Genomic DNA, 24,869 nt, shown 5'->3' with positions numbered 1-24,869 from the left:
GCAAACGGCGCTTTTTTAAGCGCCGTTTTTTATTGCGCAATAAAAAAGAGCACCCGAAGGTGCTCTTTTTGTGCTTTTACAAGCCACTGCACTGCAGCGTCTTACCAACCGGTGACTTCTTTCAGCGCGTCGCCGATTTCAGCCAGAGAACGCACGGTTTTGACACCAGCATCTTCCAGGGCAGCAAACTTCTCATCAGCGGTACCTTTACCGCCAGAGATGATAGCGCCTGCGTGACCCATACGCTTACCGGGAGGGGCTGTTACACCGGCAATGTAGGAAACCACTGGTTTGGAAACGTTGGCCTTGATGTAGGCCGCGGCTTCTTCTTCGGCGGTGCCGCCGATTTCGCCGATCATTACAATTGCTTCAGTCTTCGGATCATTCTCGAACATTTCGAGAATATCAATGAAGTTGGAGCCCGGGATCGGGTCACCACCGATACCGACGCAGGTAGACTGGCCGAAACCGTGGTCAGTCGTCTGCTTGACGGCTTCGTAGGTCAAAGTGCCTGAACGCGACACGATACCCACCTTGCCTGGCTGGTGAATGTGACCCGGCATGATGCCGATCTTGCATTCACCCGGGGTGATAACACCCGGGCAGTTCGGGCCAATCAGGCGTACGCCCAGCTCGTCACACTTCACTTTGGCTTCCAGCATATCCAGCGTGGCAATGCCTTCAGTGATACAGACGATCAGCTTGATACCCGCATTGGCCGCTTCAAGGATGGAATCCTTGCAGAAAGGTGCCGGTACATAGATAACGCTAGCTTCCGCGCCGGTTTTCTCGACCGCTTCTTTCACGGTGTTGAAAACGGGCAGGCCGAGGTGCTCCTGGCCGCCTTTGCCCGGCGTAACACCGCCGACCATCTGCGTACCGTAGGCAATCGCCTGTTCGGAGTGGAACGTGCCCTGGCCACCGGTGAAACCCTGGCAGATGACCTTGGTGTTCTTATCGATCAGGATGCTCATTACTTGCCCTCCGCCGCTTTAACGACCTGCTGAGCCGCGTCGGTCAGACTGGTAGCCGCGATGATGTTGAGACCACTGGAGGCGAGTTTTTCCGCACCCAGTTCGGCGTTGTTACCTTCCAGACGTACGACCACCGGTACGTTAACACCGACTTGCTCAACGGCACCGATAATGCCTTCAGCAATCATGTCGCAACGTACGATACCGCCGAAGATGTTAACCAGCACGGCATTGACGTTGTCGTCAGACAGGATAATCTTGAACGCTTCTGCAACGCGTTCCTTGGTAGCGCCACCGCCCACATCGAGGAAGTTGGCTGGTTTGCCACCGTTAAGGTTGACAATATCCATGGTGCCCATGGCCAAGCCAGCGCCATTGACCATGCAACCGATGTTACCGTCGAGTGCTACGTAGTTCAGCTCCCACTTGGCGGCATCCGCTTCACGCTCGTCTTCCTGAGACGGGTCACGCATAGCCTGCAGGTCCGGATGACGGTAAAGCGCATTGCTATCAAGGCCAAGTTTGGCGTCGAGGCAGTGCAGGTTGCCTTCATCGGTGATGACCAGCGGGTTGATTTCCAGAAGCGCCAGATCCTTGTCATGGAACAGCTTGGAAAGCCCCAGGAAAATCTTGGTGAACTGCTTGACCTGGTCACCGTTCAGACCCAGCGCAAAGGCCAGCTCACGCGCCTGGTACGGCTGGGCGCCGACCAGCGGATCAATCTCGGCCTTGAGAATCTTCTCCGGCGTTTCTTCAGCGACGGTCTCGATTTCAACACCGCCTTCGGTCGATGCCATAAAGACAACGCGGCGGGTAGTACGGTCAACTACCGCACCCAGATAAAGCTCATCGGCGATATCCGTGCAAGTCTCAACCAGAATCTTGGCAACCGGCTGACCGTTTTCGTCTGTCTGGTAGGTCACCAGGTTCTTACCAAGCCAATGCTCGGCGAAGGTCTTGGCTTCAGCGGGATCCTTGATCAGCTTAACGCCGCCAGCCTTACCACGGCCGCCTGCGTGAACCTGGGCCTTAACAACCCACATATCGCCGCCGATCTTTTTACACGCTTCTTCGGCTTCTTCTGGCGTATCCACGGCAAAGCCCTTGGATACAGGTAAACCATAATCGGCAAACAGCTGCTTGCCTTGATACTCGTGAAGATTCATCGATTCATGCCATTGGTTGCATGTGACTCGAACGATGGCAAACGTCAGTGATTACCATCCCCGTGCTTGCGGTTCCTGCCGTCTTTATAACAAGTCGGCATGGCCGAAAGCGTTGCGCCACCTTGCGGTGGCGCTTTTTTATAGATTACCCAGCTTATTTACGCTTCTTGCGGTTAGCCATATGGATGGCATGGCCATCGACAGCAAGTGCTGCTTCATGAACGGCTTCCGACATGGTCGGGTGGGCATAACAGGTCAGGGCCAGATCTTCAGCGCTGGAACCAAATTCCATAGCGATCACACCTTGAGCAATCATTTCACCGGCGTGCTGGCCGACGATATGCATGCCCAGAATGCGGTCTGTTTCAGCATCGGCAATGATCTTGGCGGTGCCTTCCGTTGCATTATTGGCCATGGCACGACCACTGGCAGCAAATGGGAAAGCGCCGACTTTAACATCAATCCCCTTGGCCTTGGCTTCCTGTTCGGTAATACCTACCCATGCGACTTCCGGGAAGGTATAGACCACGTTAGGAATAGTGTCGTAGTTCATCTCAGCTTTGTGGCCAGCGATGATATCCGCCACCATGATGCCTTCTTCGGATGCCTTGTGTGCCAGCATAGGGCCACGCACACAGTCACCGACCGCATAAACACCGGGAAGGTTGGTACGGCACTGGTCATCAACGAAGATAAAGCCGCGCTCATCCAGTTCAATGCTGACACCGTCAGCAATGACGCCCTTGGTATAGGGGCGACGACCCACGCAGACAATCAACTTGTCGAAGGTTGTTTCCTGCTCGCCGTTGGCATCGGTGTATTTCACCACCACTTCATCGCCCTTGACTTCAGAACCTGTTACCCGGGCATTAAGCTTGATATCCAGGCCCTGTTTCTTGAGGATCTTCTGGGTTTCCTTGGCGATGGAGGCATCTACCATCGGCAGGAAATCATCCATGGCTTCAAGCACGGTGACTTCAGAACCCAAACGGTTCCAGACACTACCTAACTCCAGGCCGATAATGCCTGCGCCAATGACGCCAAGACGCTTGGGCGTTTCCTGAAACTCCAGCGCGCCTGTTGAATCGACGACCATGCCTTCAACCAGCGGCGTAGGCGGAATCTCAATCGGTACAGAACCCGCAGCGATAATAATGTTATCCGCATCATAAGTCGTGGTCTTGCCGTCATGGCCGGTCACTTCAACCTGCTTGCCGGAAGCCACTTTGCCTGTGCCTTCGATGGAGGTGACACCGTTAGCTTTGAACAAGCCGGAAATACCGCCAGTCAGGTTCTTAACGATCTTGTCCTTGCGGGCCATCATCTTCTTGACGTCCATGGAGACGTCGCCCGCCTGGATGCCCAGATCGTCGAAATCGTGCTTGGCTTCAACGAACTTGTGTGAGGCTTCCAGCAGGGCCTTGGAAGGAATACAGCCAACGTTCAGGCAGGTGCCACCGTGGACAACATTACCTTCCTTGCCAACCCACTTTTCGACACAGGCCGTCTTGAGCCCGAGCTGTGCTGCACGAATGGCGGCCACATAACCACCGGGGCCGGCACCGATTACGATCACATCAAACTTATCAGCCATGTTGGCTCCTTTAGCTTGGTTGCCTCCGCCCTTATGGGGCTGGAGGCGGAGTGCAATTGAACGTGAATGCGTGTTCGTTTGTGGCGAGACTTACACGTCCAGCAACAAGCGTGCAGGGTCTTCCAGCAGCTCTTTGATGGTCACCAGAAACTGGACTGCATCCTTACCGTCGATCATGCGGTGATCGTAGGAAACGGCCAGATACATCATCGGGCGAATTTCCACTTTGCCGTTCACCGCCATCGGGCGATCCTGGATCTTGTGCATACCCAGAATCGCGGTCTGCGGCGGATTGATGATCGGCGTCGACATCAGTGAACCAAAGGTACCGCCGTTAGTGATGGTAAACGTACCCCCGATCATATCGTCCATGCCCAACTTGCCATCGCGGCCACGCTTACCGAAATCAGCAATGTTACGCTCAACATCGGCAATTTTCATGCTGTCGGTATCGCGCAGAACCGGCACAACCAAACCACGGTCGGTGGACACCGCCACGCCGATATCCTGGTAACCGTGGTAGACAATGTCGGTGCCGTCAATAGAGGCATTGACGTCCGGGAAACGCTTGAGCGCTTCAGACGCAGCTTTCACGAAGAAGCCCATAAAGCCCAGCTTGATATCATGGGTCTTCTGGAAGGTTTCCTTGTATTGGGCACGCAGGGCCATGATTTCGGTCATGTCCACTTCGTTATACGTCGTCAGCATGGCCGCGGTTTGCTGTGCCTGAACCAGACGCTTGGCGATGGTCTGGCGCAAACGACTCATGGGAACGCGCTTCTCGGGACGCTCGCCTTCTTCCACCGCAGGCGCTGCGGCCTTGGACGGCGCTGGCTTGGCCGCTTTCTTGGCGGAGCCATCCTTGACGGCTTTTTGAACGTCTTCCTTCAGGATACGACCACCTTTGCCAGTGCCTGTAATCTTACTGACATCCAGGTCGTGCTCGGCAACCATCTTACGCGCTGCAGGAGCGAGAATCTTGTCGCCGACTGTTTCATCAGCGCTTTCGTCATTGCTGCCAGTGCTTGCCGGTGCAGCCGCTTGCTCGCCATCGTCACCACCAGCACCTTCCACGAAAACAGCCAGTACAGCTTCTGATTCTACCTGGCTGCCTTCTTCAGCTTTGATTTCGCTCAGAGCGCCATCGGCCGGTGCTACCACTTCCAGCACAACCTTGTCGGTTTCGATTTCAGCCAAAACCTCATCACGCTTAACTGCTTCACCTACTTTCTTAGTCCAGCTGGCAACCGTACCTTCCTGAATGGACTCAGGGAATGTAGGGGCTTTGACGTCATGAGCCTTTCCACCTGAGGCTTCAGACTTGGCAGGCGCGCTTGATGCATCCTGCTTTTTCTCAGAACCTTTCTCAGCACTTGCAGCGCCAGATGCCTGCTTGGCACTCCCCTCACCCAGCGTGCCCAGCACCTGTTCGGAGGCAACGGTATCACCCTCTTCAACCATTACATCACTCAAGGTGCCGGCTTCCGGTGCCACCACTTCCAGAACGACTTTGTCGGTTTCAATTTCAACAATCAGTTCGTCACGTTCGACGCTATCGCCCGGCTTCTTATGCCATGCTGCCACCGTACCTTCGGCAACAGACTCTGGAAAGGTTGGCGCTTTGATCTCAGTAGCCATTTCGTTTCCCTTTTAATTGCTTTGAACCCAGTGGGCGCTTATTCGTTGAAAGCGTCTTCCACCAGCTGGCGTTGCTGTTCAGTGTGAACGGACATATAGCCTGCCGCAGGTGCAGCAGATGCGGGACGTCCAGCAAACTTCAACTTGCCCCCAGACCTTCCTTAAGCATCTCAGCAACGGCACGCATATGGTGCTGGCTGGAATACCAAGCCCCCTGGTTGAGTGGCTCTTCTTGGCACCAGACAATATCTTCAATCCCCGCATACACCTGAAGCGCTTCCAGCAGCTCTTCTTTCGGGAACGGATACAGCTGCTCAAGACGCACAATAGCCGTATCCTGGCGTTCATTTTCACTGCGCCAGGCAGCCAGATCGTAATAGACCTTGCCAGAACACAGGATAACGCGCTTGACCTTCTCAGTGTCCAGACCCGCCTGATCCGGTAACACCATCTGGAACTTGCCATTCGCCAGATCTTCAAGACTGGAGGTGGCTTCCTTATGGCGTAGCAGCGATTTTGGCGACATGACCACCAGTGGCTTACGCAGCGGGCGGATCACCTGACGGCGCAAAAGATGGAAGATCTGTGCCGGCGTGGTGGGCACACACACCTGCATGTTGTGCTCGGCACACATTTGCAGGAAGCGCTCAAGACGTGCCGAAGAGTGCTCCGGCCCCTGCCCTTCGTAGCCATGAGGCAGCAGCATGGTCAAGCCACACAGACGCCCCCACTTGGTCTCACCCGATGAGATGAACTGATCAACCACCACCTGAGCACCGTTGAAGAAATCACCAAACTGCGCTTCCCAAATCACCAGATCATTGGGCGCTGTGGTGGCATAGCCATATTCAAAGGCTAGTACGGCTTCTTCAGACAGGTAAGAGTCATGAATGGTAAACGCTGGCTGACCTTCTGCCATTTTCTGCAACGGCACGTAGGTGCTGCCATCTTTCTGGTTGTGAATCACCGCATGACGGTGCGAGAAAGTACCCCGCCCCACGTCCTGACCGGTGATACGCACCGGATGCCCCTGATCCAGCAGGGTGGCGTAGGCCAGCGTTTCAGCAAAGCCCCAGTTAAGAGCCAGACCACCGGCCTGCATCTTGCGGCGATCCTGATAGATCTTGGCCACCTGACGCTGGACATCGATACCATCCGGGATATCGCACATCTTGGCGGCAAGCCGCTGCAGACGCTTCATATCGAAAGACGTATCTGCGTTGCCACTCCACTCATGGCCAATATAGGGCGCCCAGTCAACAAACAGCGATGTATTAGGCTCCTGCACCAGGGCATTGGCAACGTGATTACCTGCCATCAGGTCTTCACGATACTTTTCCATCATCGCCTTGGTGTCGTCCTCGGTGACCACACCCTCCTTGATCAGACGTTCGACATAGACGCTGCGCGAGGACGGATGGTCCTTGATCTTGGAATACATCATCGGCTGGGTGCCGGAAGGTTCATCCGCTTCGTTATGCCCGCGGCGACGGTAGCAGACCAGATCGATCACCACGTCTTTCTTAAACTGGTGACGGTAATCCAGCGCCACCTGGGTAGCATGCAGGACAGCATCCGGATCATCGCCGTTAACGTGGAAAATCGGCGATTGCACCATCTTGGCAATATCGGTGCAGTATTCTGTCGAACGCGCATCCAGCGGATGAGAGGTGGTGAAGCCCACCTGGTTATTGATGACGATGTGGACAGTGCCGCCCGTCTTGTAGGCCCGGGTCTGGGACATCTGGAATGTCTCCATCACCACCCCTTGACCAGCAAAAGCGGCGTCGCCATGCACGCTGATCGGCAGGACTTTCTCACCGGTCGAGTCGTTGCGGCGATCCTGACGGGCGCGCACTGAGCCTTCTACGACAGGCGAAACAATTTCAAGGTGCGACGGATTGAATGATAGCGCCAAGTGAACTTCGCCGCCCGGCGACATCACATTGGAACTGAACCCCTGGTGATATTTGACATCACCCGAGCCACGCTCGATAACCTTCTTGCCGTCGAACTCATCAATCAGGTCGGCAGGGTTCTTACCCAGAATATTGACCAGCAGGTTAAGGCGACCACGGTGGGCCATACCGATAACGACTTCTTTCGTGCCGTATCCCCCTGCTCGCTGAATCAGCTCATCCACCATGGGGATGAAAGATTCACCGCCTTCAAGACCAAAACGTTTGGTACCCGGGTATTTCGACGCCAGATAACTTTCCAGTCCTTCAGCGGCTGTCAGACGCTCCAATACATGCTTGCGCGTTTCATCACTGAAAGCGGGGGCACTGCGCACCGACTCAAAGCGACGCTGCAACCAGCGTTTTTCTTCGGTATCGACAATGTGCATGATCTCGCAGCCAATTGAGCGACAGTAGGTTCGCTCAAGAGCGTCCACGATGTCGCGCAGCGGGCTTTGTCGATACCCAGAAAAAAGGAACCTGTCTGAAACTCGACGTCCAGATCAGCCTTGGAAAGCTGATGGAAGGAAAGATCAAGATCGGGGACGGGGGTGGGATTTCGCAGTCCTAGCGGGTCAATATTGGCCTTCTGATGGCCCCGGAAACGATAGGCGTTGATCAACTGCAGGACTTTAACCTGCTTTTTGTTCTCACCATTGTCGGTCGCCGCAGCGACACGGCCTGGACGCGATTCGCGGCCTAGCTGGTAGAACTGATCACGTATCGGGCTTAAGGGTACATCGTGGGAGGCACTGCCCTCGGGGCGAGGAAGCGAATCAAAGTAATCGCGCCACTCGTCAGGGACAGCATTGGGATCGTCGAGGTACTGCTCATAAAGCGCTTCCACGTAGTGAACATTGCCGCCACTTACGTGCGAAGAACGCCACATCAACTCCATTATGCCTTGTTGCATCTCTCGGTCACCCTGCACTGATGGGGTGGTATCGGTGCCGCCACACCATGCGACGACAACGCTATAGCCCTGCCGGCGGGGCGGAACATTTGCCGGCGGCACCGGCGTATGGCCGGAAACCCTGTTACTGTTACTCGTATTTCAATTTCTGATCAGTCCATGCTCAAAAGCCGGTACCTTTAGCACCGGCTTTTAAACCTGGCTGGCCAGTGGTGCGACTCACCGCCGCACCAGCTGACTTGCCCTATGATAACAACTGAAGCGCCACTATTTAAGTGGCTTTGATGCGCAACTTAAGTGGCATAGGCTTTTTTATGACACTCAGGTGGCATCCGCCAACAGCATGTCGCGGATCTTGCCGATCGCACGGGTAGGGTTGAGGCCTTTCGGACAGACCGCAACACAGTTCATGATACCGCGGCAGCGGAACACGGAGAACGGATCTTCCAATTCGCTCAGACGCTGCTCCGTGGCGTTATCGCGCGAGTCCGCCAGGAAGCGATAGGACTGCAGCAGACCGGCGGGGCCAACGAACTTATCCGGGTTCCACCAGAAAGACGGGCAAGACGTAGAACAGCAGGCGCACAGGATACACTCGTACAAGCCATCCAGTTTGTCACGGTCTTCCGGTGACTGCAGACGCTCGATCGCAGGCGCTGGCTCATCGTTCTGCAAATACGGCTGGATACGCTCGTATTGCTTGTAGAACAGACCCATGTCCACGACCATATCACGGATGACCGGCAGGCCCGGCAGCGGACGCAGCGTCAGCTTGTTGCCCTTGATGACATCCGACAGCGGCGTAATACAGGCCAAGCCATTCTTGCCGTTCATGTTCATGCCATCGGAGCCGCAGACACCTTCACGGCAGCTACGACGGAAAGCCAGGCCATTGTCCTGCTCTTTCATCATATGCAGGACGTCCAGCACCATGAGATCCCGCCCCTTGGTGTCGACCTGAAATTCCTGCATGTAAGGTGCGGAGTCCGTTTCCGGGTTATAGCGGTATATGGATACCTGTAGATTGGACATATTGACTCCCTCTCGTCAGTGCGGAGATTAGTAGGTACGAACCTTGGGTTCGAACGTATCAACGGTCTTTGGCTTGAAGTTGACGTCACGCTTCTTCAGTTCTTTAGTGGCCGGGTAATACATTGAGTGCTTCAGCCAGTTGACGTCGTCACGATCAGGGAAATCGTAACGCGAGTGGGCGCCACGGCTTTCCTTACGCTCCAGTGCAGCAATCGCGGTTGCTTCTGCTACTTCCATCAGATTATCAAGCTCAAGCGCTTCGACACGAGCGGTGTTGAAAGCATTCGACTTGTCCGGCAGGTAGGCGTTATCAATGCGGCTACGCAGGTCAGCTAGCTTCTGAACCCCTTCCTGCATGTTTTTCTCTTCACGGAAAACACCGAAAGAGTTCTGCATGATTTCCTGAAGTTCAGCCTTCAGTGCAGGTACGGTCTCGCCACCTTCAGACTCATTCCAGCGGCTCATGCGCTTCATCGCGAACTCGATATCAGACTCGCTGGCATCCAGATACTCAATGCCTTCGTTCAGCGCGCTTTCAATGAACATGCCCGCTGCACGGCCAAATACCACCAGATCCAGCAGTGAGTTACCGCCCAGACGGTTAGCACCGTGAACCGATACACAGGCTGCTTCGCCACAGGCGTAAAGACCGTTGACGATCTGGTCATTGCCGCTTTCGTCCTGCATGATCGCCTGACCATGCACATTGGTCGGAATACCGCCCATCATGTAGTGGCAGGTCGGCACGACCGGAATCGGATCCTTGGCAGGATCAACGTGAGCAAACGTCTTGGAAAGCTCAACGATACCCGGCAAGCGCTTACCCAGTACATCTTCACCCAGGTGATCAAGCTTCAGGAAGACGTGATCGCCTTTCTCGCCACAGCCACGGCCTTCAATGATCTCCATGACCATGGAACGGGCAACCACGTCACGACCGGCAAGATCCTTGGCGTTTGGAGCATAACGCTCCATGAAGCGCTCACCATCCTTGTTGATCAGGTAACCACCTTCACCACGGCAACCCTCGGTGACCAGTGTGCCCGCACCATAGATACCGGTCGGGTGGAACTGCCACATTTCCATATCCTGCATCGGGAAACCGGCGCGCAGCGCCATACCGATACCGTCGCCGGTGTTGATCAGCGCATTAGTAGTAGATGCATAGATACGGCCCGCACCACCGGTTGCCAACACGGTCGCCTTGGACTTGACCTGCACCACTTCACCGGTTTCGATGCACATGGCAATACAACCCACCACATCGCCATCACTGTTCTTTACCAGATCTACCGCATACCACTCGTTCAAAAACGTCGTGTTGTTCTTGAGGTTGTTCTGGTAAAGCGTGTGCAACAAGGCATGGCCCGTGCGGTCAGCAGCTGCGCAGGTACGTGCGGCCTGGCCACCCTCGCCAAAGTTTTTCGATTGGCCGCCAAACGGGCGCTGATAGATACGGCCGTTATCAAAGCGTGAAAACGGCAGCCCCATATGCTCAAGCTCGAATACGGCTTTCGGGCCTTCGGAGCACATGTACTCGGCAGCGTCCTGGTCAGCGATGTAGTCGCCGCCCTTGACGGTGTCGTACATGTGCCAGCGCCAATCATCATCCGGGTCTGAGGATGCGATTGCACAGGTAATCCCGCCCTGAGCAGAAACCGTATGAGAACGGGTCGGGAAAACTTTCGACAATACCGCTGTCTTTTTGCCCGATTTCGCCAATTCCAGAGCGGCACGCAGACCAGAGCCACCACCACCAATAATAATAGCGTCGTATGTCAAGCTACGAAGGTTAGACATGTATCAGGCTCCCCACAGAATTTGAATGCTCCACACCAGAAAGGCGAAGATGGCCAGAATGATGAACAGCTGGACACCAATACGTACATTGGTCGGTTTGATGTAGTCGGTTGTGACTGTCCAAAGACCAACCCAGGCGTGCGCCGACAAGGAAATGAACGCCAACAATGAGAAAATACGCATCCAGGTCTGAGCGAATAGACCGCTCCAGGCGTAGTAATCAAGCCCTGGATTGAACAACAGATAAGCAACGAGGAAAACGGCATAAAGCGCCATCACCACGGCTGAAACACGCTGCATCAGCCAATCAGAAAGACCACTGCGGCTAAAACTTGTGATGTTGGTTACCATACCCAGACTCCTGCCAAAATGATCAATACAGCGCTGACCACAATTGTGATCTGTGCTTTCTTCTCGCCGCCTTCAAGGGTTACACCGATATCAGCGTCCATTACCAGGTGTTTAATGCCGGCAACAAAATGGAAGGCAAATGCAGACAATAATCCCCAGGCAATCAGCTTGGCCAGGAAGTTATTGGCTAGCGCACTGCTGACCGCATCGAAACCAGCAGGAGACGAAAGCGATGCACTCAACGCCCAAAAGGCAAAGATCAGACCAACGAACAGGATGACACCGGTAATGCGGTGTGTGATCGACGTCAATGCCGGAAGTGGGAAATGTATCGTAGTTAGGTCTAAATTTACGGGTCGTTTGCTATTCACGGCTTTTTACACACTCTCTTGGCCCGCTTTGCGACAGGTCGGGCATGGCCCGAGCGGGCAGTGGTTGCTGGAAGGGGCTCGGCCGTTGCCAAGTCGGGCACGAACACCTACCTGCATGGGTGTCGCGCGACTCAGATTATAAGAACCTAATGCCCCGCTGACAAACTGAACAAAAGCGTTACTCGACCATGGTGCAACAAAAATCACATCCAAGCGGTCGATTTTGCACTGCAGCATGTCTATAGTAGTCAGGTAAACCACAACTTGGAACACTGACTGGCATTTCTCCCGAATGCATTGCCTGTCACCCACACAAAGATATCGCTCTGACATCCCGAAGAATCGACTGACTTGAGTGAAAGAGCAATGAACGTCAGGTGTCATAATCATATACAAATATTGTTCAAGGTAACAACCCTGTACTATTGTAGCTAGCATTTAGGCTAATTGACAATCTGTCGCACACTTCTATAGTGGGCAAGCCTTTTCGCCGGCGCGGTATCTAAACAATGACATCACGTCCCCAAACCGAATTCGAAAGGAGGCCTGCATGGCTGACAGGAAAGCAACACTGACGGTAGATGGCCTGGATAAGGCAATTGAACTACCCATTTATTCTGGCTCGCTTGGACCGGACGTTATTGATGTACGTGCTCTGGGTAGTGAAGGCCTATTCACTTATGATCCTGGCTTTATGGCTACGTCCTCCTGCCAATCAGCCATCACCTATATTGATGGCGGCAAAGGTATTCTTCTGCACCGCGGTTACCCGATTGACCAACTAGCCAGCAAATCCAACTTTGTTGAAGTCTGCTATACCCTGCTGTTCGGCGAGCTTCCCAACGAAGAGCAGTATGCTGATTTTGAGTCGCGTATCCGTAATCACACCATGGTACACGACCAGATCAACAACTTCTTCAAGGGCTTTCGCCGCGACGCCCACCCCATGTCGATTCTGTGTGGTGTGGTAGGCGGTCTGGCGGCTTTCTACCACGACCATATGGACATCACTAAAGAAGAAGATCGAGTGATCAGCGCTATCCGCCTGATTGCTAAGATGCCCACTATTGCTGCCATGTCGCACAAATATAACGTTGGGCAGCCGTTCAACTACCCGCGCAATGACCTGAGCTACGCTGAAAACTTCCTTTACATGATGTTCAGCAACCCGTGCGAGGATTATAAAATCAATCCGGTCTGCGCCAAGGCCATGGATCGCATCTTCACCCTACACGCTGATCATGAGCAGAACGCCTCCACCTCTACGGTGCGTTTGGCAGGCTCTACCGGTGCCAACCCGTTCGCCTGTATCAGCGCAGGTATTGCCGCTCTTTGGGGGCCAGCACACGGTGGCGCCAACGAAGCCGTTCTGAACATGCTCGATGAGATTGGCGATGAGTCTGAAGAGAACATCCAGCGTTTTGTTGACAAGGCCAAAGACAAGGATGACCCCTTCAAGCTGATGGGCTTTGGGCACCGCGTCTATCGCAACTTTGATCCACGCGCCAAGGTAATGAAAGAAACCTGCGACGAAGTACTGGCTGAACTCGGGCTAGCTGATGACCCCCAGCTCAAGATCGCCAAGCGCCTGGAGCAGATCGCCCTGGAAGACGAATACTTCATCGAGCGCAAGCTCTATCCGAATGTCGACTTCTACTCAGGCATCATCCTGAAAGCAATGGGCATTCCCACCAATATGTTTACCGTAATCTTTGCGGTATCACGCACAATTGGCTGGATCTCCCATTGGCACGAAATGCACAGCGACAGCTACAAGATTGGTCGTCCTCGCCAGCTTTACACTGGCCACGACCAGCGTGATTATCCCAAGAAATGATCCGCGCGACTGTCGAACCTTGCCTGTATTGTCTGGCATGATTCACAAGGCCACCTTAGGGTGGCCTTTTGTTTGCACATACACTTTGCATAAACATTTAAGGAGACGCTTTAATGCGCACAATTTCTACCGTTGCTTTTATCGGCCTGGGTGTGATGGGTTACCCCATGGCAGGGCATCTGGCTCGCCAGGGGCTGACCACACGGGTCTACAACCGCACGGCTCAAAAAGCTGAGCACTGGGTCGCCGAACATGGCGGCAGTGCCCACGCGACGCCTGCAGAAGCCGCTGAGGGCGCTGACCTGGTACTGGTATGCGTTGGTAATGACAACGATGTCCGCGAGGTTATCTGCGGCGAACACGGCGTATTACAGAGCATGCAAGACGGCACCTATCTGGTCGACCACACCACTGCCTCTGCGGACCTTGCACTGGAACTGGATGCCACCTGCCAGGAACAGGGCATTGCCTTTTTCGACGCGCCTGTTTCGGGCGGGCAACAAGGCGCAGAAAATGGCGGCTTGACCATTATGTGTGGCGGAAATCCCGTTCACTTTGAACAGGTCAGACCGATTCTCGACCACTATGCTCGTGCGGTCACCCTGATGGGCGAAGCCAGCAGCGGCCAGCTCACCAAGATGGTTAACCAAATCTGCATCGCTGGCCTGGTACAAGGGCTGGCAGAAGGCCTGCATTTTGCTGAACAGGCAGGGCTAGACCAACGCCAGGTTGTTGAAGTTATTTCTAAAGGAGCCGCTGGTTCCTGGCAGATGGAAAACCGCCACGCCACCATGATTGACGATCACTACGAACACGGTTTCGCGGTCAACTGGATGCGCAAGGATCTGGACATCTGCCTGACACAGGCACGTCGTCTTGATGCTACTCTGCCCGTCACCGCACTGGTCGATCAATTCTACGCCGATGTACAGGCAATGGGTGGTGGAAGATGGGACACTTCATCGCTACTAAAACGCCTGCGCAAGCCCGAATAACGCTTGACTTTTTCACCTTCGGGGCCGAAACAGGGTTTTTCCACACCTTCTGTGGATAACCCTGTTCACAACCACTAGAAAACGTCTCAGAATCGCCATTATATGCGGGCTTGCCTTAAATTGGTCAATTTTTGACCTAATATAAGCTATTGATTTTAAATGCATTACACCCAAGCGCCTGTTTTCAGGGCAGTGTTATGGTAGTTGTGCACAACCTGGCATCGAAGAACAGCAAAAGTGGACAAGTCAAGCCTAAATTGCACGCAAACTGGCAATAAAGCGAGAAATAAAAAGACAAGAACGGCAGAAAACAACAATGGAATAACCATTATTGATAGGGTATCAAAAGGCGTGTTCAGACTCACTGATGGAGTAGATGATACTGCAGCTGGATTGCGTGGAAACAGGTGCAAAAAGAGTGGCGTCCCATAGGGGTTCGAACCCCTGTTACCGCCGTGAAAGGGCGGTGTCCTGGACCACTAGACGAATGGGACGTAGACACGTTGCTTCGAGTGCAATAAATGGTGGAGCCTAGCGGGATCGAACCGCTGACCTCAACACTGCCAGTGTTGCGCTCTCCCAGCTGAGCTAAGGCCCCACATGCCCTGAAGACGAGACGTATAATACTTATTCGCCTCGTCTTCGTCAACCTATTTAAGGCACTTAATTGGCAATCAGGCCAGTGTGGTGGATTGCTCAGCCAATATCACGAAATTCCTTCTCGAAGCGCTTGACCTGCTTTTTCGAAACACCCCTAATACCTCAATGGCATGACGCAAGCGGGCGCGGGTCATGTCTGAGCCCAGAATGACCATGCCATGCAAAACAGAGGTGCTCGTGGTACTGCCTGTGATGGCAATAAATACCGGTGCAAGAAAGGCCTTCATCTTGAGCTCAAAATGCTCTGCCAGAACCTGCACTTCACCTTGCAGCGATTCCTTGTTCCAGGCAGAGACAACTTCCAGGCGCCAGGTCAGAAACTGCAATAGCTTCACCAGGGTTTCCTGTTCAAGCTTGATTGAGGCAAAAGATCCTTCATCAATTGCCGGTAAGCCGGCAAAAAAATGCTCTGCCAACGGCATGACCTGAGATAGGGTTTCCACGCGCGACCGGACCTGAGGAATAATCTGGCGTGCATAGTCCTCATTAAAAGCCCATTCACGCAGCGCCTGCAGAAAGGCCGTATCGTCAAGATCTTCGCGGATATACACACCGTTTAACCAGGTCAGCTTTTCCAGATCAAACACCGGGCCACCCAGCGAGACGCGCTGAATATCAAAAGATGCCAGCATTTCTTCCAGGCTGAATTTTTCACGCTCATCCGGCATGGACCATCCCATCCGCCCAAGATAGTTGATCACTGCCTGAGGCAGAAACCCCATGCGCCGGTAATAATTGATAGAAGTCGGGTTTTTGCGCTTGGAAAGCTTCGATTTGTCAGGGTTACGCAACAAGGGCATGTGACAAAGCTCGGGCATCTCCCAACCAAAGTACTCATAGAGCAACTGATGCTTGGGAGCCGAGTTGATCCATTCCTCGCCCCGTAATACATGGGTAATGCCCATCAGATGATCATCTACCACATTAGCCAGATGATAAGTGGGCATACCATCAGATTTAAGCAGGATCTGCGCATCGACCTGACTCCATTCCACTTCAATGCGCCCGCGCAACATATCCTCTACCACACAGACACCTTCGCCCGGCACATGCATACGCACAACATAGGACCAACCCTCCTGCTCGCGACGCGCAACCTCTTCTGCGTCAAGGGCAAGATCAGAAGGCTTTAGTGCCAGGTGCATGCCAGCGGCCTTACGGGCTTCACGCAGTTGATCCAACTCTTCAGAGGTGCGATAGCACTTGAACGCATGGCCAGCATCAATCAACTGCTGGGCGTGCTGGGCATAGATATCGCCCCGCTCACTTTGGCGATAAGGGCCATACGGACCACCCACATCCGGGCCTTCATCCCACTCAAGACCTAACCAACGCAGCGAATCAAGAATCATCTGCTCCGACTCAGCCGTCGAGCGCGTCCGGTCAGTATCTTCTATTCTTAATATAAACTGACCGTCATACTGGCGGGCAAAACAGAGATTGAATAATGCAATATAGGCTGTGCCCACATGGGGGTCACCCGTTGGCGAAGGAGCAATACGAGTACGTACAGTCATGGAGGCTTCCTTGAAAACAGCAGAATGAATCAATTTACGTGGACACATTATACGCATTCATACAGATACCGGCAGTAGCGGCACCCAACGTGCGCAATGGCTGGAACATTACGACTCGAACAGAATCAAAAAGTTGATTTATCGTTTTACAAGCCAGTGCATATGCAATCATGATTTAACTTTGCATAAGCAGACGCTAAAATGGTAGCGAAGAACGATAGCCATGTTTGGCACACGACCCTCTGACAGCTTTAGTCGAGCAGCCTGTAGGTATAATGACGTCTCGGCCGTCAGGTTTCATCAACATCTGCCTGAAAGTTCAGGTGCTCAATAGGAAAAACTCATGCAATCGCTAGGCGCTCGTATCAAGGAGCTCAGGCTGAGAGCCGAGCTCAACAAAGCTGAATTAGCACGTAGAATTGGCGTATCAGACGTCACAATCTCTTATTGGGAATCGGGTGCTATCAAGCAGATCGGACACGAGCGGCTGGTCGCCCTGGCGGATGCACTTACCTGCTCACTTTCCACCCTGCTTGAAGGTGACAATCGTTCGGCGCTGCCCGTACTTAGCCATACAGGGCCTTTTCCCTGGAAGCAGATGAACGCCAGCCCGATTGATGTTAGCGACAGTGTCCTTCCTATCAGGCTACCTTGGCACGCTCCTGCGTTTATTGCCACGCCCGGGCCTGACACACATTTTGACCCTTTAAAAGCAGGTGATCTGGCGTTGTTGGGGCCAACTGAGGTATTTCAACAGGCTGGCCATTATCTTGTATCTAATGGCTCTCAACTGGAAATAAAACATCTCGACGCCTTACCCAGTAGCGAGTTGCCTCTGCATGCCATCCTACTTTGCCACTGGCGAGCCGTTTAGGGCTCAGGCACTGCGAGAACTTCTACTTCGTCACGTGTTCGCCGCGGCTCTGCTCCGATCATAAAACGGCGCGAATAGTTGATGATCTGCCCAAGGCCGTGGCGAGATTGCTCAACCAGCTCGCCGGTCAGGTTTTCGCCTTCAAGGCCGATCCGCTGGCGAACACTTTCAGGCTGAATGCTGGACTCCATCAGCTCCACGCTGACGCGATAACCGCCATCAGGCAAGCCACTGCCTGGGCCTAAAGGCCCCACACGAAAGCGCCCTTCTTCCGCTACTTGGGTTCTTTCCCGCCAGCGCACGCTGCTTAGCTCACGCTCGACCATAACGTTGATATTAGAACCCACCGGCAGGTTTGTCTGGCCAGTGACAATGATCCGGCGATCACTACGCAACTCCATAAACGCCTCAACCGTGGCCTCAAGCGGCTGGTTGGACGTCGACATCTGACGTTCAGATGAGGACGACTGCTCAGACGACTCAGCAGATGGTGGCGTTGTTGTATAATCCCTACCCAGAGTCGATTTATCCTCGTCGCTTGTTCCACCACAACCTGCCACCAACGTAAACACAACACCTACCACCAGCCACTGAATTTTGATGACCGCCATTCAAGCCTCCTCAGGATTTGGCAATGCCATAGCAACACCAAACAGATAATGCCACGACACTACGCCGATAATACCCCAGCGTACAGGCACATTACGTACAAGTATTGGAAAATAATTTGGCAAGTTTTGTTCCGCCTGGCAAGAACCCCTTCTCACCTCTGTGTAGCACCCTGCCCCGACCCACTTGCGGACACATATAAGACCAGGCGGCACAACAAAAGTTGATGAGAAAGGTTATAAAACCAAGGTCGAAATTACGCTCGGGATCATCGATGCCCTGCGGGATACCTACAAAATTACGACGCAGAAGCGCAAGGCAGCCACCATCCACTGCCGAAGGCTACAAACCCGAGATTGACGCCACCCCTGGATCATCGGCGAGGTCACCCACCAGCTCACCGACAGCGGGTACACCTGTGAGGTCAGGATGCAAACGCGGTAGGAAAGACTGTAACAGCAAGCTGAAGCCCGGATCAGCCCTATTCAGCACCGCAAAAAGTAGAAACGCTATTACACATCCTGTGTCCGATATCGCTTGCGATGTTCACGTAAAGTGTCACACTATATTGATATACGACACACTGATCTTACCCAGCAAAAGTGGACACTGGTTTAAGCGATCATTCGGGCTTCAAATGCCTCTGGGCTAATCATCCCAATAGCACTGTGCCGCCGTTGCTTGTTGTAGTCCAGTTCGATGTATTCAAACACCTGGCTCCTCATCACGTCTCGTGTTTTAAACTGCTCTCCGTAAATTGCTTCCACCTTGAGACTGTGGAAGAAGCTCTCTGCACAAGCATTATCATAACAGTTGCCTTTAGCGCTCATGCTGCACTTGAGCTCATGCCGCGTCAGCAGTGATTGGTAAAGCATGGAACAGTATTGACTGCCTCGATCAGAGTGGACGATCACGCCTTTGGGCATTTTGCGTTTCCATAGCGCTATCTGCAGGGCATCACAAACGAGGTCGGCCGTCATACGTTCGCTCATTGCCCAACCAACCACTTTACGAGAGTAAAGATCAATGAGCACGGCCAGGTAAAGCCAGCCTTCGCCCGTCGCTAAATATGTGATGTCACCCACCCACTTTTGATTGGGAGCTGATGCCATGAAGTTCTGCTCTAGTAGATTTGGCGCCACTGGCAGCGAATGCCGAGAGTTCGTGGTGGCCTTAAACTTACGGGCTGCTTTAGCGCGCAAGCCTTGGCGCTGTAAGCTGGCAGCCACCGTCTTACGATTAATTGGCATTCCATCATCTCGCAGGTCTAGCGTTAATCTCGGGGCGCCTGAGCGTCCCTTACGTTGGTGATAAGCCTTGGCCACGCGCTGATCGATAATGGCTTGCTGGCTGCGTTTTGGAGACGAGGCCCTCTCGCGCTGCCGCCAAGCGTAGTAGCCGCTTCGAGCGACCCCAATAACATGGCACATACGTTGAACGCTGAAAGCCTGACGATGACGATGGATAAAGGCGTACTTCACTTCAGGCTCTTCGCGAAGTTCGGGACCGCCATCGGGACGCGGCCTTTTTGTGATGGCCAGCTCCTCATTGGCTTCGGCTAACTGTCGCTTCAGGCGAGCGTTTTCCTCTGCCAGTGACCGCTCTCGCTCCGAGGTATCTTGTTGTTGCTGAACCTTAGAACGCCACTGATAAAGCTGACTCGAATGTATGCCCAGTTCACGAGCCGCTGCGGCGACGCCTATGCGATCAGCAAGCGCTAACGCTTCTTGCCGATAGGCATCTGAATAACGGGTATAAGATTTTTTCTTCATTGATGTCGTCGATCTTGCCATGGTTCACCTCATCGTAGCGTATAACATTTTTGAGGTGTCTACTGTTACTGGGCAAGATCACCGACCTCTACCCCGAAACCCCGGTCATCACCGAAGGCTACAAACCCGAGATCGACGCCACCCCTGGATCATCGACGAAGTCACCCACCAGTTCACCGACAGCGGCTACACCTGCGAAGTCAGGATGCAGACGCGGTGACCAACATAAATAAACACTTGTAGCAAAGAAATTGTCTTTCACAAGCGTTATAGTATTTGACCATTACTACAGCTTCATCTACCGGATCAATGGCATTTAGATGGCAGATAAAATATCCATTCCTGAGAGGCCCATAGGGGTTGATCTATTCGCAGGCGCAGGCGGCATGTCTCTAGGTTTTGAGCAGGCCGGTTTCAACATCGCTGCCGCCGTTGAAATCGATCCTATTCATTCTGCTACTCACGAGTACAATTTTCCTTATTCCAAAGCGATCTGCGCGAGCGTCACCGACTTAACAGGTTATGACATTAGGCAACGTTCTGGAATCGGCACCAGAGATATCGATGTCGTTTTTGGCGGGGCACCATGCCAAGGATTTTCGATGATCGGTAAACGTGTGTTGGACGATCCACGCAATGAGCTGGCGTCCCATTATGTTCGTCTGGTTGAAGAGTTGCAGCCTAAGTACTGTGTATTTGAAAACGTAAAAGGCTTGACGCTGGGCAAACACCGTAAGTTTCTTGATGAGATGATTGCAGCGCTTGGTGTGGCAGGTTACGACGTGGTTATGCCCTACCAAGTACTCAACGCAGCTAACTATGGTGTGCCTCAATCTCGCCAGCGTCTCTTTCTGATGGGTGCCAGGACAGGGCTAACTAAACCAACCTATCCCGAACCTATAAAAGTTGGTGCGACCGTGTGGGATGCCATCGGTGACCTACCTGATGCCAACTCTTTCGAGGAGTTACGCACCTCTGATACTGTAAAAGTTAAATGGGAAACTACCTCGACGTATGCTAGACGACTACGTGGTCTAGACCGCGACCCAAGTGACTTCAGCTACCCTCGCAACTATGATCAAGACTTATTGTCATCCAGCCTCAGAACGGAGCATACAGAGCTTTCCCAGAGCAGGTTCACCGCGACAGTGCCGGGCAAAACTGAACCTGTAAGCCGCTTTCGCAAGCTAGATTTTAATGGGCTTTGTAATACTCTCCGCGCTGGAACAGATAGTGCCCGTGGTGCTTTCACTTCCCCCAGGCCGATCCACCCACGCTTTCCTAGGGTAATCACAGCCAGGGAAGCCGCAAGATTGCATTCCTACCCAGATTGGTTTCGTTTCCACTCCACGAAGTGGCACGGTTTCCGTCAGATTGGCAACAGTGTTCCCCCTCTGCTGGGTCGGGCAATAGCAGGCCAGATCATGCAAGCGCTTGGCGAGAAGCCGAAGAAGCCACGCAAGAAACTCGACCTCAATGATACTGAGTTTCTCTACATGGATATGGGCAATGCAGCAAAGTATTTCGGAGTCCCGCGCGACACCATTGCTCAGAGAACGCGTAAGAACTCTAGCAAACTTGAGAAAATGACAAGAGAAGAAGCTAATGTCGGATAAGAAAAAGCCACGCAAACCCAATGTTTATTCAGTCATTATTCAGCGCATTTTCGATGATCATTACGTTCCCGGCGATATGGAATTTGAATTTGAACGTGACGAGGTTCAGCCAATCGCAGAAGAGCTCGACATAAAGCTTCCAAAAATATCGGCGACGTCATTTATTCATTTAGATACAGAAATGAACTACCAGAAGGCATCAAGTCTACCGCTGAACCTGATCTGGAGTGGATTATCGAAGGTGCTGGACGGGCAAGATATCGTTTTAAACAAGTAACACTTAGCCGCATCCTACCGCGTCAAGACCTTGTTACAATCAAAATTCCAGATGCTACTCCTGAGATTATAGGGGCTAATGCTCTGGGTGATGAGCAAGCGCTACTAGCCAAAGTTCGTTACAACAGGTTGATCGATATCTTCTTGGGCATATCAGCTTACTCCTTACAAAACCATCTAAGGACGACAGTTAAAGGACGTGGCCAAATTGAAATCGATGAAATCTATGTAGGGGTTAACAGCAACGGGCAGCAATACGTAATCCCCGTACAAGCGAAAGGTGGCAATGATAAACACGGCATCACTCAAACCGAGCAGGATATCCGCTGTTGTGAGCAGAAGTTTCCAGACCTGATATGTAGAGCTGTTTCTGCCCAGTTTATGGACGATGATCGAATAGCCATGTTTGAGCTGACAGTTGATAATGATGAAATCAAAGTAGTTCGAGAGAAGCACTATAAATTGGTGCCTACATCAGATATCTCTCCTAAAGAGCTGGAAGTCTACTCAAGAATGGATTAGTGATCTGTTTATGTAATTCAAAATTCAACTGAAACTAATGTGCCCCATTAACCATTACTCCATCAACAACCCATAGCCCAAACGCAAAACCCCCAGCCATCCATGGCCGGGGGGTTTTCTTGCGTTGCCACTTCCTTCTGGCGAGTCGGATTCCGTCCCGCGTGCTTCAATGCGACGCTTCTAATATAGCACACGAACTGATCTTGCCCAGTAACAGTAGACACCTCAAAAATGTTATACGCTACGATGAGGTGAACCATGGCAAGATCGACGACATCAATGAAGAAAAAATCTTATACCCGTTATTCAGATGCCTATCGGCAAGAAGCGTTAGCGCTTGCTGATCGCATAGGCGTCGCCGCAGCGGCTCGTGAACTGGGCATACATTCGAGTCAGCTTTATCAGTGGCGTTCTAAGGTTCAGCAACAACAAGATACCTCGGGCGAGAGCGGTCACTGGCAGAGGAAAACGCTCGCCTGAAGCGACAGTTAGCCGAAGCCAATGAGGAGCTGGCCATCACAAAAAGGCCGCGTCCCGATGGCGGTCCCGAACTTCGCGAAGAGCCTGAAGTGAAGTACGCCTTTATCCATCGTCATCGTCAGGCTTTCAGCGTTCAACGTATGTGCCATGTTATTGGGGTCGCTCGAAGCGGCTACTACGCTTGGCGGCAGCGCGAGGGGGCCACGTCTCCAAAACGCAGCCAGCAAGCCATTATCGATCAGCGCGTGGCCAAGGCTTATCACCAACGTAAGGGACGCTCAGGCGCCCCGAGATTAACGCTAGACCTGCGAGATGATGGAATGCCAATTAATCGTAAGACGATGGCTGCCAGCTTACAGCGCCAAGGCTTGCGCGCTAAAGCAGCCCGTAAGTTTAAGGCCACCACGAACTCTCGGCATTCGCTGCCAGTGGCGCCAAATCTACTAGAGCAAAACTTCATGGCATCAGCTCCCAATCAAAAGTGGGTGGGTGACATCACATATTTAGCGACGGGCGAAGGCTGGCTTTACCTGGCCGTGCTCATTGATCTTTACTCTCGTAAAGTGGTTGGTTGGGCAATGAGCGAACGTATGACGGCCGACCTCGTTTGTGATGCCCTGCAGATGGCGCTATGGAAACGCAAAATGCCCAAAGGCGTGATCGTCCACTCTGATCGAGGCAGTCAATACTGTTCCATGCTTTACCAATCACTGCTGACGCGGCATGAGCTCAAGTGCAGCATGAGCGCTAAAGGCAACTGTTATGATAATGCTTGTGCAGAGAGCTTCTTCCACAGTCTCAAGGTGGAAGCAATTTACGGAGAGCAGTTTAAAACACGAGACGTGATGAGGAGCCAGGTGTTTGAATACATCGAACTGGACTACAACAAGCAACGGCGGCACAGTGCTATTGGGATGATTAGCCCAGAGGCATTTGAAGCCCGAATGATCGCTTAAACCAGTGTCCACTTTTGCTGGGTAAGATCAGCTGTTGCTGCTCGCCAGCGAGTACCTGTAGATTTACCGCTATAGGGAAATATCCGAGGTTCATCCTGCTTGCGTGGCTGCCTTTGAATGATGACCATCGCTTCATGGGTAAGCTTAAAGCGTTTGTGATTGCCCATCTTCTGGCGTGGGTGCTTGGCATCGCGTACCCAGCACGTCATGGCTACTTCGTCCAGATCATCCCAAGTAAGGCGCGTTATCTCCTCTTGCCGACGGGCTGAGGCAATCGCAAAGTCCATAATGTCTTCCATAGGGATGATCGCACTCGGCCGGATCTTCTGAGAGCGCTGGAAGTAAGCGCGTACTTGCTTGATCTCTTCTAGTGTTGGCCGACGGTCCCGCGAACCAGGGCGACTAATCAGGCCTTTGCTACGTAGAAGCAGCTTAGCCGATTCAAATTCATTGAGATCCACCGGCATACGCCAAGCTGCTACCGCTGTTTTCAGAATTATCCCCAGCCAAGTGATATCTTGAGCTGTTGTTGAAGGCTTAACACCACTACGGCGGCGTACCTGCGCATGATCGATAATTTGCTCGCTGCTAAGCTCAGTGATTTTGACACGTACGATAGGGAAGCGCTGCAACTGCTCAATGGTGGCCCGCTTGCTACGTCCTGCACCATCTGCAAATTCATGTAGGTAACGCTCAATAGCATCGTGTAAAGTAACGCCCTTCCATTTTGCAGCTAAAATACCCCCAGGCGCGGATAACTCAAGCTCGCGACGCTTTGCCCACTCTGCTGCCATCGCTTTTTTAGGGAATGTTTTTGACTCTGAGTAGTCAGCCTGACCAGTACGCGCGATGCGAATTTGCACCAGATATGAGAAACTGTTGTCCTTTTTACGGCGCTTGCGAATCGTTGCCTTACTTGCCTCTCTGATGTACCCAATCCAAAGCGGCTCAAGTACCC

At 52.9% G+C, this 24,869-nt stretch carries 18 protein-coding genes, 2 tRNA genes and 2 pseudogenes; 7 read left to right on the top strand and 15 right to left on the bottom strand.

Annotated elements, in window-relative coordinates:
- Positions 1-101: 101 nt before the first annotated feature.
- The 9 genes and pseudogenes from sucD to sdhC all read right to left on the bottom strand — a co-directional run bounded on the left by sucD (position 102) and on the right by sdhC (position 11,797).
- Positions 102-974, bottom strand: coding sequence for a succinate--CoA ligase subunit alpha (gene sucD / locus HLB35_RS01695; protein ID WP_171701268.1), 873 nt, complete (start codon positions 972-974; stop codon positions 102-104).
- On the bottom strand, positions 974-2,140 hold the full coding sequence (gene sucC, locus HLB35_RS01690) for an ADP-forming succinate--CoA ligase subunit beta (RefSeq protein WP_171701267.1): 1,167 nt from the start codon (positions 2,138-2,140) through the stop codon (positions 974-976). The genes sucD and sucC overlap by 1 nt, the downstream gene beginning before the upstream one ends.
- Positions 2,141-2,294: 154 nt before the next feature.
- Positions 2,295-3,734: a dihydrolipoyl dehydrogenase gene (gene lpdA, locus HLB35_RS01685; protein WP_171701266.1), complete on the bottom strand. Its 1,440-nt coding sequence runs from the start codon at positions 3,732-3,734 to the stop codon at positions 2,295-2,297.
- Between the two features lie 90 nt (positions 3,735-3,824).
- Positions 3,825-5,372 (bottom strand): 2-oxoglutarate dehydrogenase complex dihydrolipoyllysine-residue succinyltransferase, encoded by a 1,548-nt coding sequence (gene odhB / locus HLB35_RS01680; protein ID WP_171701265.1) that lies wholly within the window; start codon positions 5,370-5,372, stop codon positions 3,825-3,827.
- A 38-nt stretch (positions 5,373-5,410) separates the two neighbouring features.
- A pseudogene (locus tag HLB35_RS01675) lies at positions 5,411-8,243 on the bottom strand (2-oxoglutarate dehydrogenase E1 component).
- A 321-nt stretch (positions 8,244-8,564) separates the two neighbouring features.
- Positions 8,565-9,275 carry a succinate dehydrogenase iron-sulfur subunit gene (locus tag HLB35_RS01670; protein WP_171701264.1) on the bottom strand — a complete coding sequence of 237 codons (711 nt, stop codon included), beginning with the start codon at positions 9,273-9,275 and terminating at the stop codon, positions 8,565-8,567.
- A 27-nt stretch (positions 9,276-9,302) separates the two neighbouring features.
- On the bottom strand, positions 9,303-11,075 hold the full coding sequence (gene sdhA, locus HLB35_RS01665; RefSeq protein ID WP_171701263.1) for a succinate dehydrogenase flavoprotein subunit: 1,773 nt from the start codon (positions 11,073-11,075) through the stop codon (positions 9,303-9,305).
- A 3-nt stretch (positions 11,076-11,078) separates the two neighbouring features.
- Positions 11,079-11,426 carry a succinate dehydrogenase, hydrophobic membrane anchor protein gene (sdhD, locus tag HLB35_RS01660; protein ID WP_171701262.1) on the bottom strand — a complete coding sequence of 116 codons (348 nt, stop codon included), beginning with the start codon at positions 11,424-11,426 and terminating at the stop codon, positions 11,079-11,081.
- Complete coding sequence (sdhC, locus tag HLB35_RS01655; RefSeq protein ID WP_171701261.1) at positions 11,420-11,797, bottom strand: succinate dehydrogenase, cytochrome b556 subunit; 378 nt, start codon at positions 11,795-11,797, stop codon at positions 11,420-11,422. Before sdhC ends, sdhD begins: the two co-directional genes overlap by 7 nt.
- Positions 11,798-12,347: 550 nt before the next feature.
- Between sdhC and gltA the strand changes: the two genes are divergently transcribed.
- Together gltA and HLB35_RS01645 are read left to right on the top strand one after the other, a co-directional pair.
- Entirely contained in the window at positions 12,348-13,634 is a 1,287-nt protein-coding gene (gene gltA, locus HLB35_RS01650) for a citrate synthase (RefSeq protein ID WP_171701260.1), read from the top strand.
- Between the two features lie 113 nt (positions 13,635-13,747).
- Positions 13,748-14,629 carry an NAD(P)-dependent oxidoreductase gene (locus tag HLB35_RS01645; RefSeq protein WP_171701259.1) on the top strand — a complete coding sequence of 294 codons (882 nt, stop codon included), beginning with the start codon at positions 13,748-13,750 and terminating at the stop codon, positions 14,627-14,629.
- A gap of 419 nt (positions 14,630-15,048) precedes the next feature.
- On the opposite strand, the gene HLB35_RS01640 is transcribed toward HLB35_RS01645, so the two are convergent.
- The 3 genes and pseudogenes from HLB35_RS01640 to gltX all read right to left on the bottom strand — a co-directional run bounded on the left by HLB35_RS01640 (position 15,049) and on the right by gltX (position 16,806).
- Positions 15,049-15,123 (bottom strand) — tRNA-Glu (locus tag HLB35_RS01640).
- Between the two features lie 28 nt (positions 15,124-15,151).
- A tRNA-Ala gene (locus HLB35_RS01635) sits at positions 15,152-15,227 on the bottom strand.
- Positions 15,228-15,325: 98 nt separating this feature from the next.
- Positions 15,326-16,806, bottom strand: a pseudogene (gene gltX, locus HLB35_RS01630) (glutamate--tRNA ligase).
- A gap of 343 nt (positions 16,807-17,149) precedes the next feature.
- On the opposite strand from gltX, the gene HLB35_RS01625 reads away from it, so the two are divergent.
- The gene (locus tag HLB35_RS01625; RefSeq protein ID WP_171701258.1) at positions 17,150-17,680 is read left to right on the top strand and encodes a helix-turn-helix domain-containing protein; all 531 of its coding nucleotides are present in this window, start codon (positions 17,150-17,152) and stop codon (positions 17,678-17,680) included.
- Here HLB35_RS01625 and HLB35_RS01620 read toward each other — a convergent pair.
- The gene (locus HLB35_RS01620; protein ID WP_171701257.1) at positions 17,677-18,291 is read right to left on the bottom strand and encodes a hypothetical protein; all 615 of its coding nucleotides are present in this window, start codon (positions 18,289-18,291) and stop codon (positions 17,677-17,679) included. The two genes, HLB35_RS01625 and HLB35_RS01620, sit on opposite strands and share 4 nt — an antisense overlap.
- 612 nt (positions 18,292-18,903) lie before the next feature.
- A complete protein-coding gene (locus HLB35_RS01615) occupies positions 18,904-20,082 on the bottom strand; it encodes an IS3 family transposase (protein WP_171701256.1) in 1,179 nt (392 codons plus the stop codon).
- A gap of 299 nt (positions 20,083-20,381) precedes the next feature.
- Between HLB35_RS01615 and HLB35_RS01610 the strand changes: the two genes are divergently transcribed.
- The 4 genes from HLB35_RS01610 (at position 20,382) to HLB35_RS01600 (ending at position 23,911) form a co-directional block, all read left to right on the top strand.
- A complete protein-coding gene (locus HLB35_RS01610) occupies positions 20,382-21,677 on the top strand; it encodes a DNA cytosine methyltransferase (RefSeq protein ID WP_171701255.1) in 1,296 nt (431 codons plus the stop codon).
- Entirely contained in the window at positions 21,667-21,954 is a 288-nt protein-coding gene (locus tag HLB35_RS16365; protein ID WP_216601349.1) for a hypothetical protein, read from the top strand. Before HLB35_RS01610 ends, HLB35_RS16365 begins: the two co-directional genes overlap by 11 nt.
- A gap of 128 nt (positions 21,955-22,082) precedes the next feature.
- Positions 22,083-22,475, top strand: a complete 393-nt coding sequence (locus tag HLB35_RS16360; RefSeq protein ID WP_216601348.1) for a hypothetical protein — start codon at positions 22,083-22,085, stop codon at positions 22,473-22,475.
- Between the two features lie 258 nt (positions 22,476-22,733).
- Positions 22,734-23,911, top strand: a protein-coding gene (locus tag HLB35_RS01600) for an IS3 family transposase (protein WP_171701254.1) whose coding sequence is annotated in 2 segments (ribosomal slippage) — positions 22,734-22,917 and positions 22,917-23,911 — 1,179 coding nt in all. Because the reading frame shifts where the segments join, the coding sequence is not laid out codon by codon here.
- On the opposite strand, the gene HLB35_RS01595 is transcribed toward HLB35_RS01600, so the two are convergent.
- Entirely contained in the window at positions 23,908-24,774 is an 867-nt protein-coding gene (locus HLB35_RS01595; RefSeq protein ID WP_171701253.1) for a site-specific integrase, read from the bottom strand. The two genes, HLB35_RS01600 and HLB35_RS01595, sit on opposite strands and share 4 nt — an antisense overlap.
- Positions 24,775-24,869: the final 95 nt, after the last annotated feature.

Source organism: Vreelandella azerica (assembly GCF_013112225.1).
In the GTDB taxonomy this organism is placed as follows: domain Bacteria; phylum Pseudomonadota; class Gammaproteobacteria; order Pseudomonadales; family Halomonadaceae; genus Vreelandella; species Vreelandella azerica.
The sequence above is the reverse complement of the archived record's forward strand: the minus strand, read 5'-3'. Positions and strand labels throughout refer to the sequence as shown.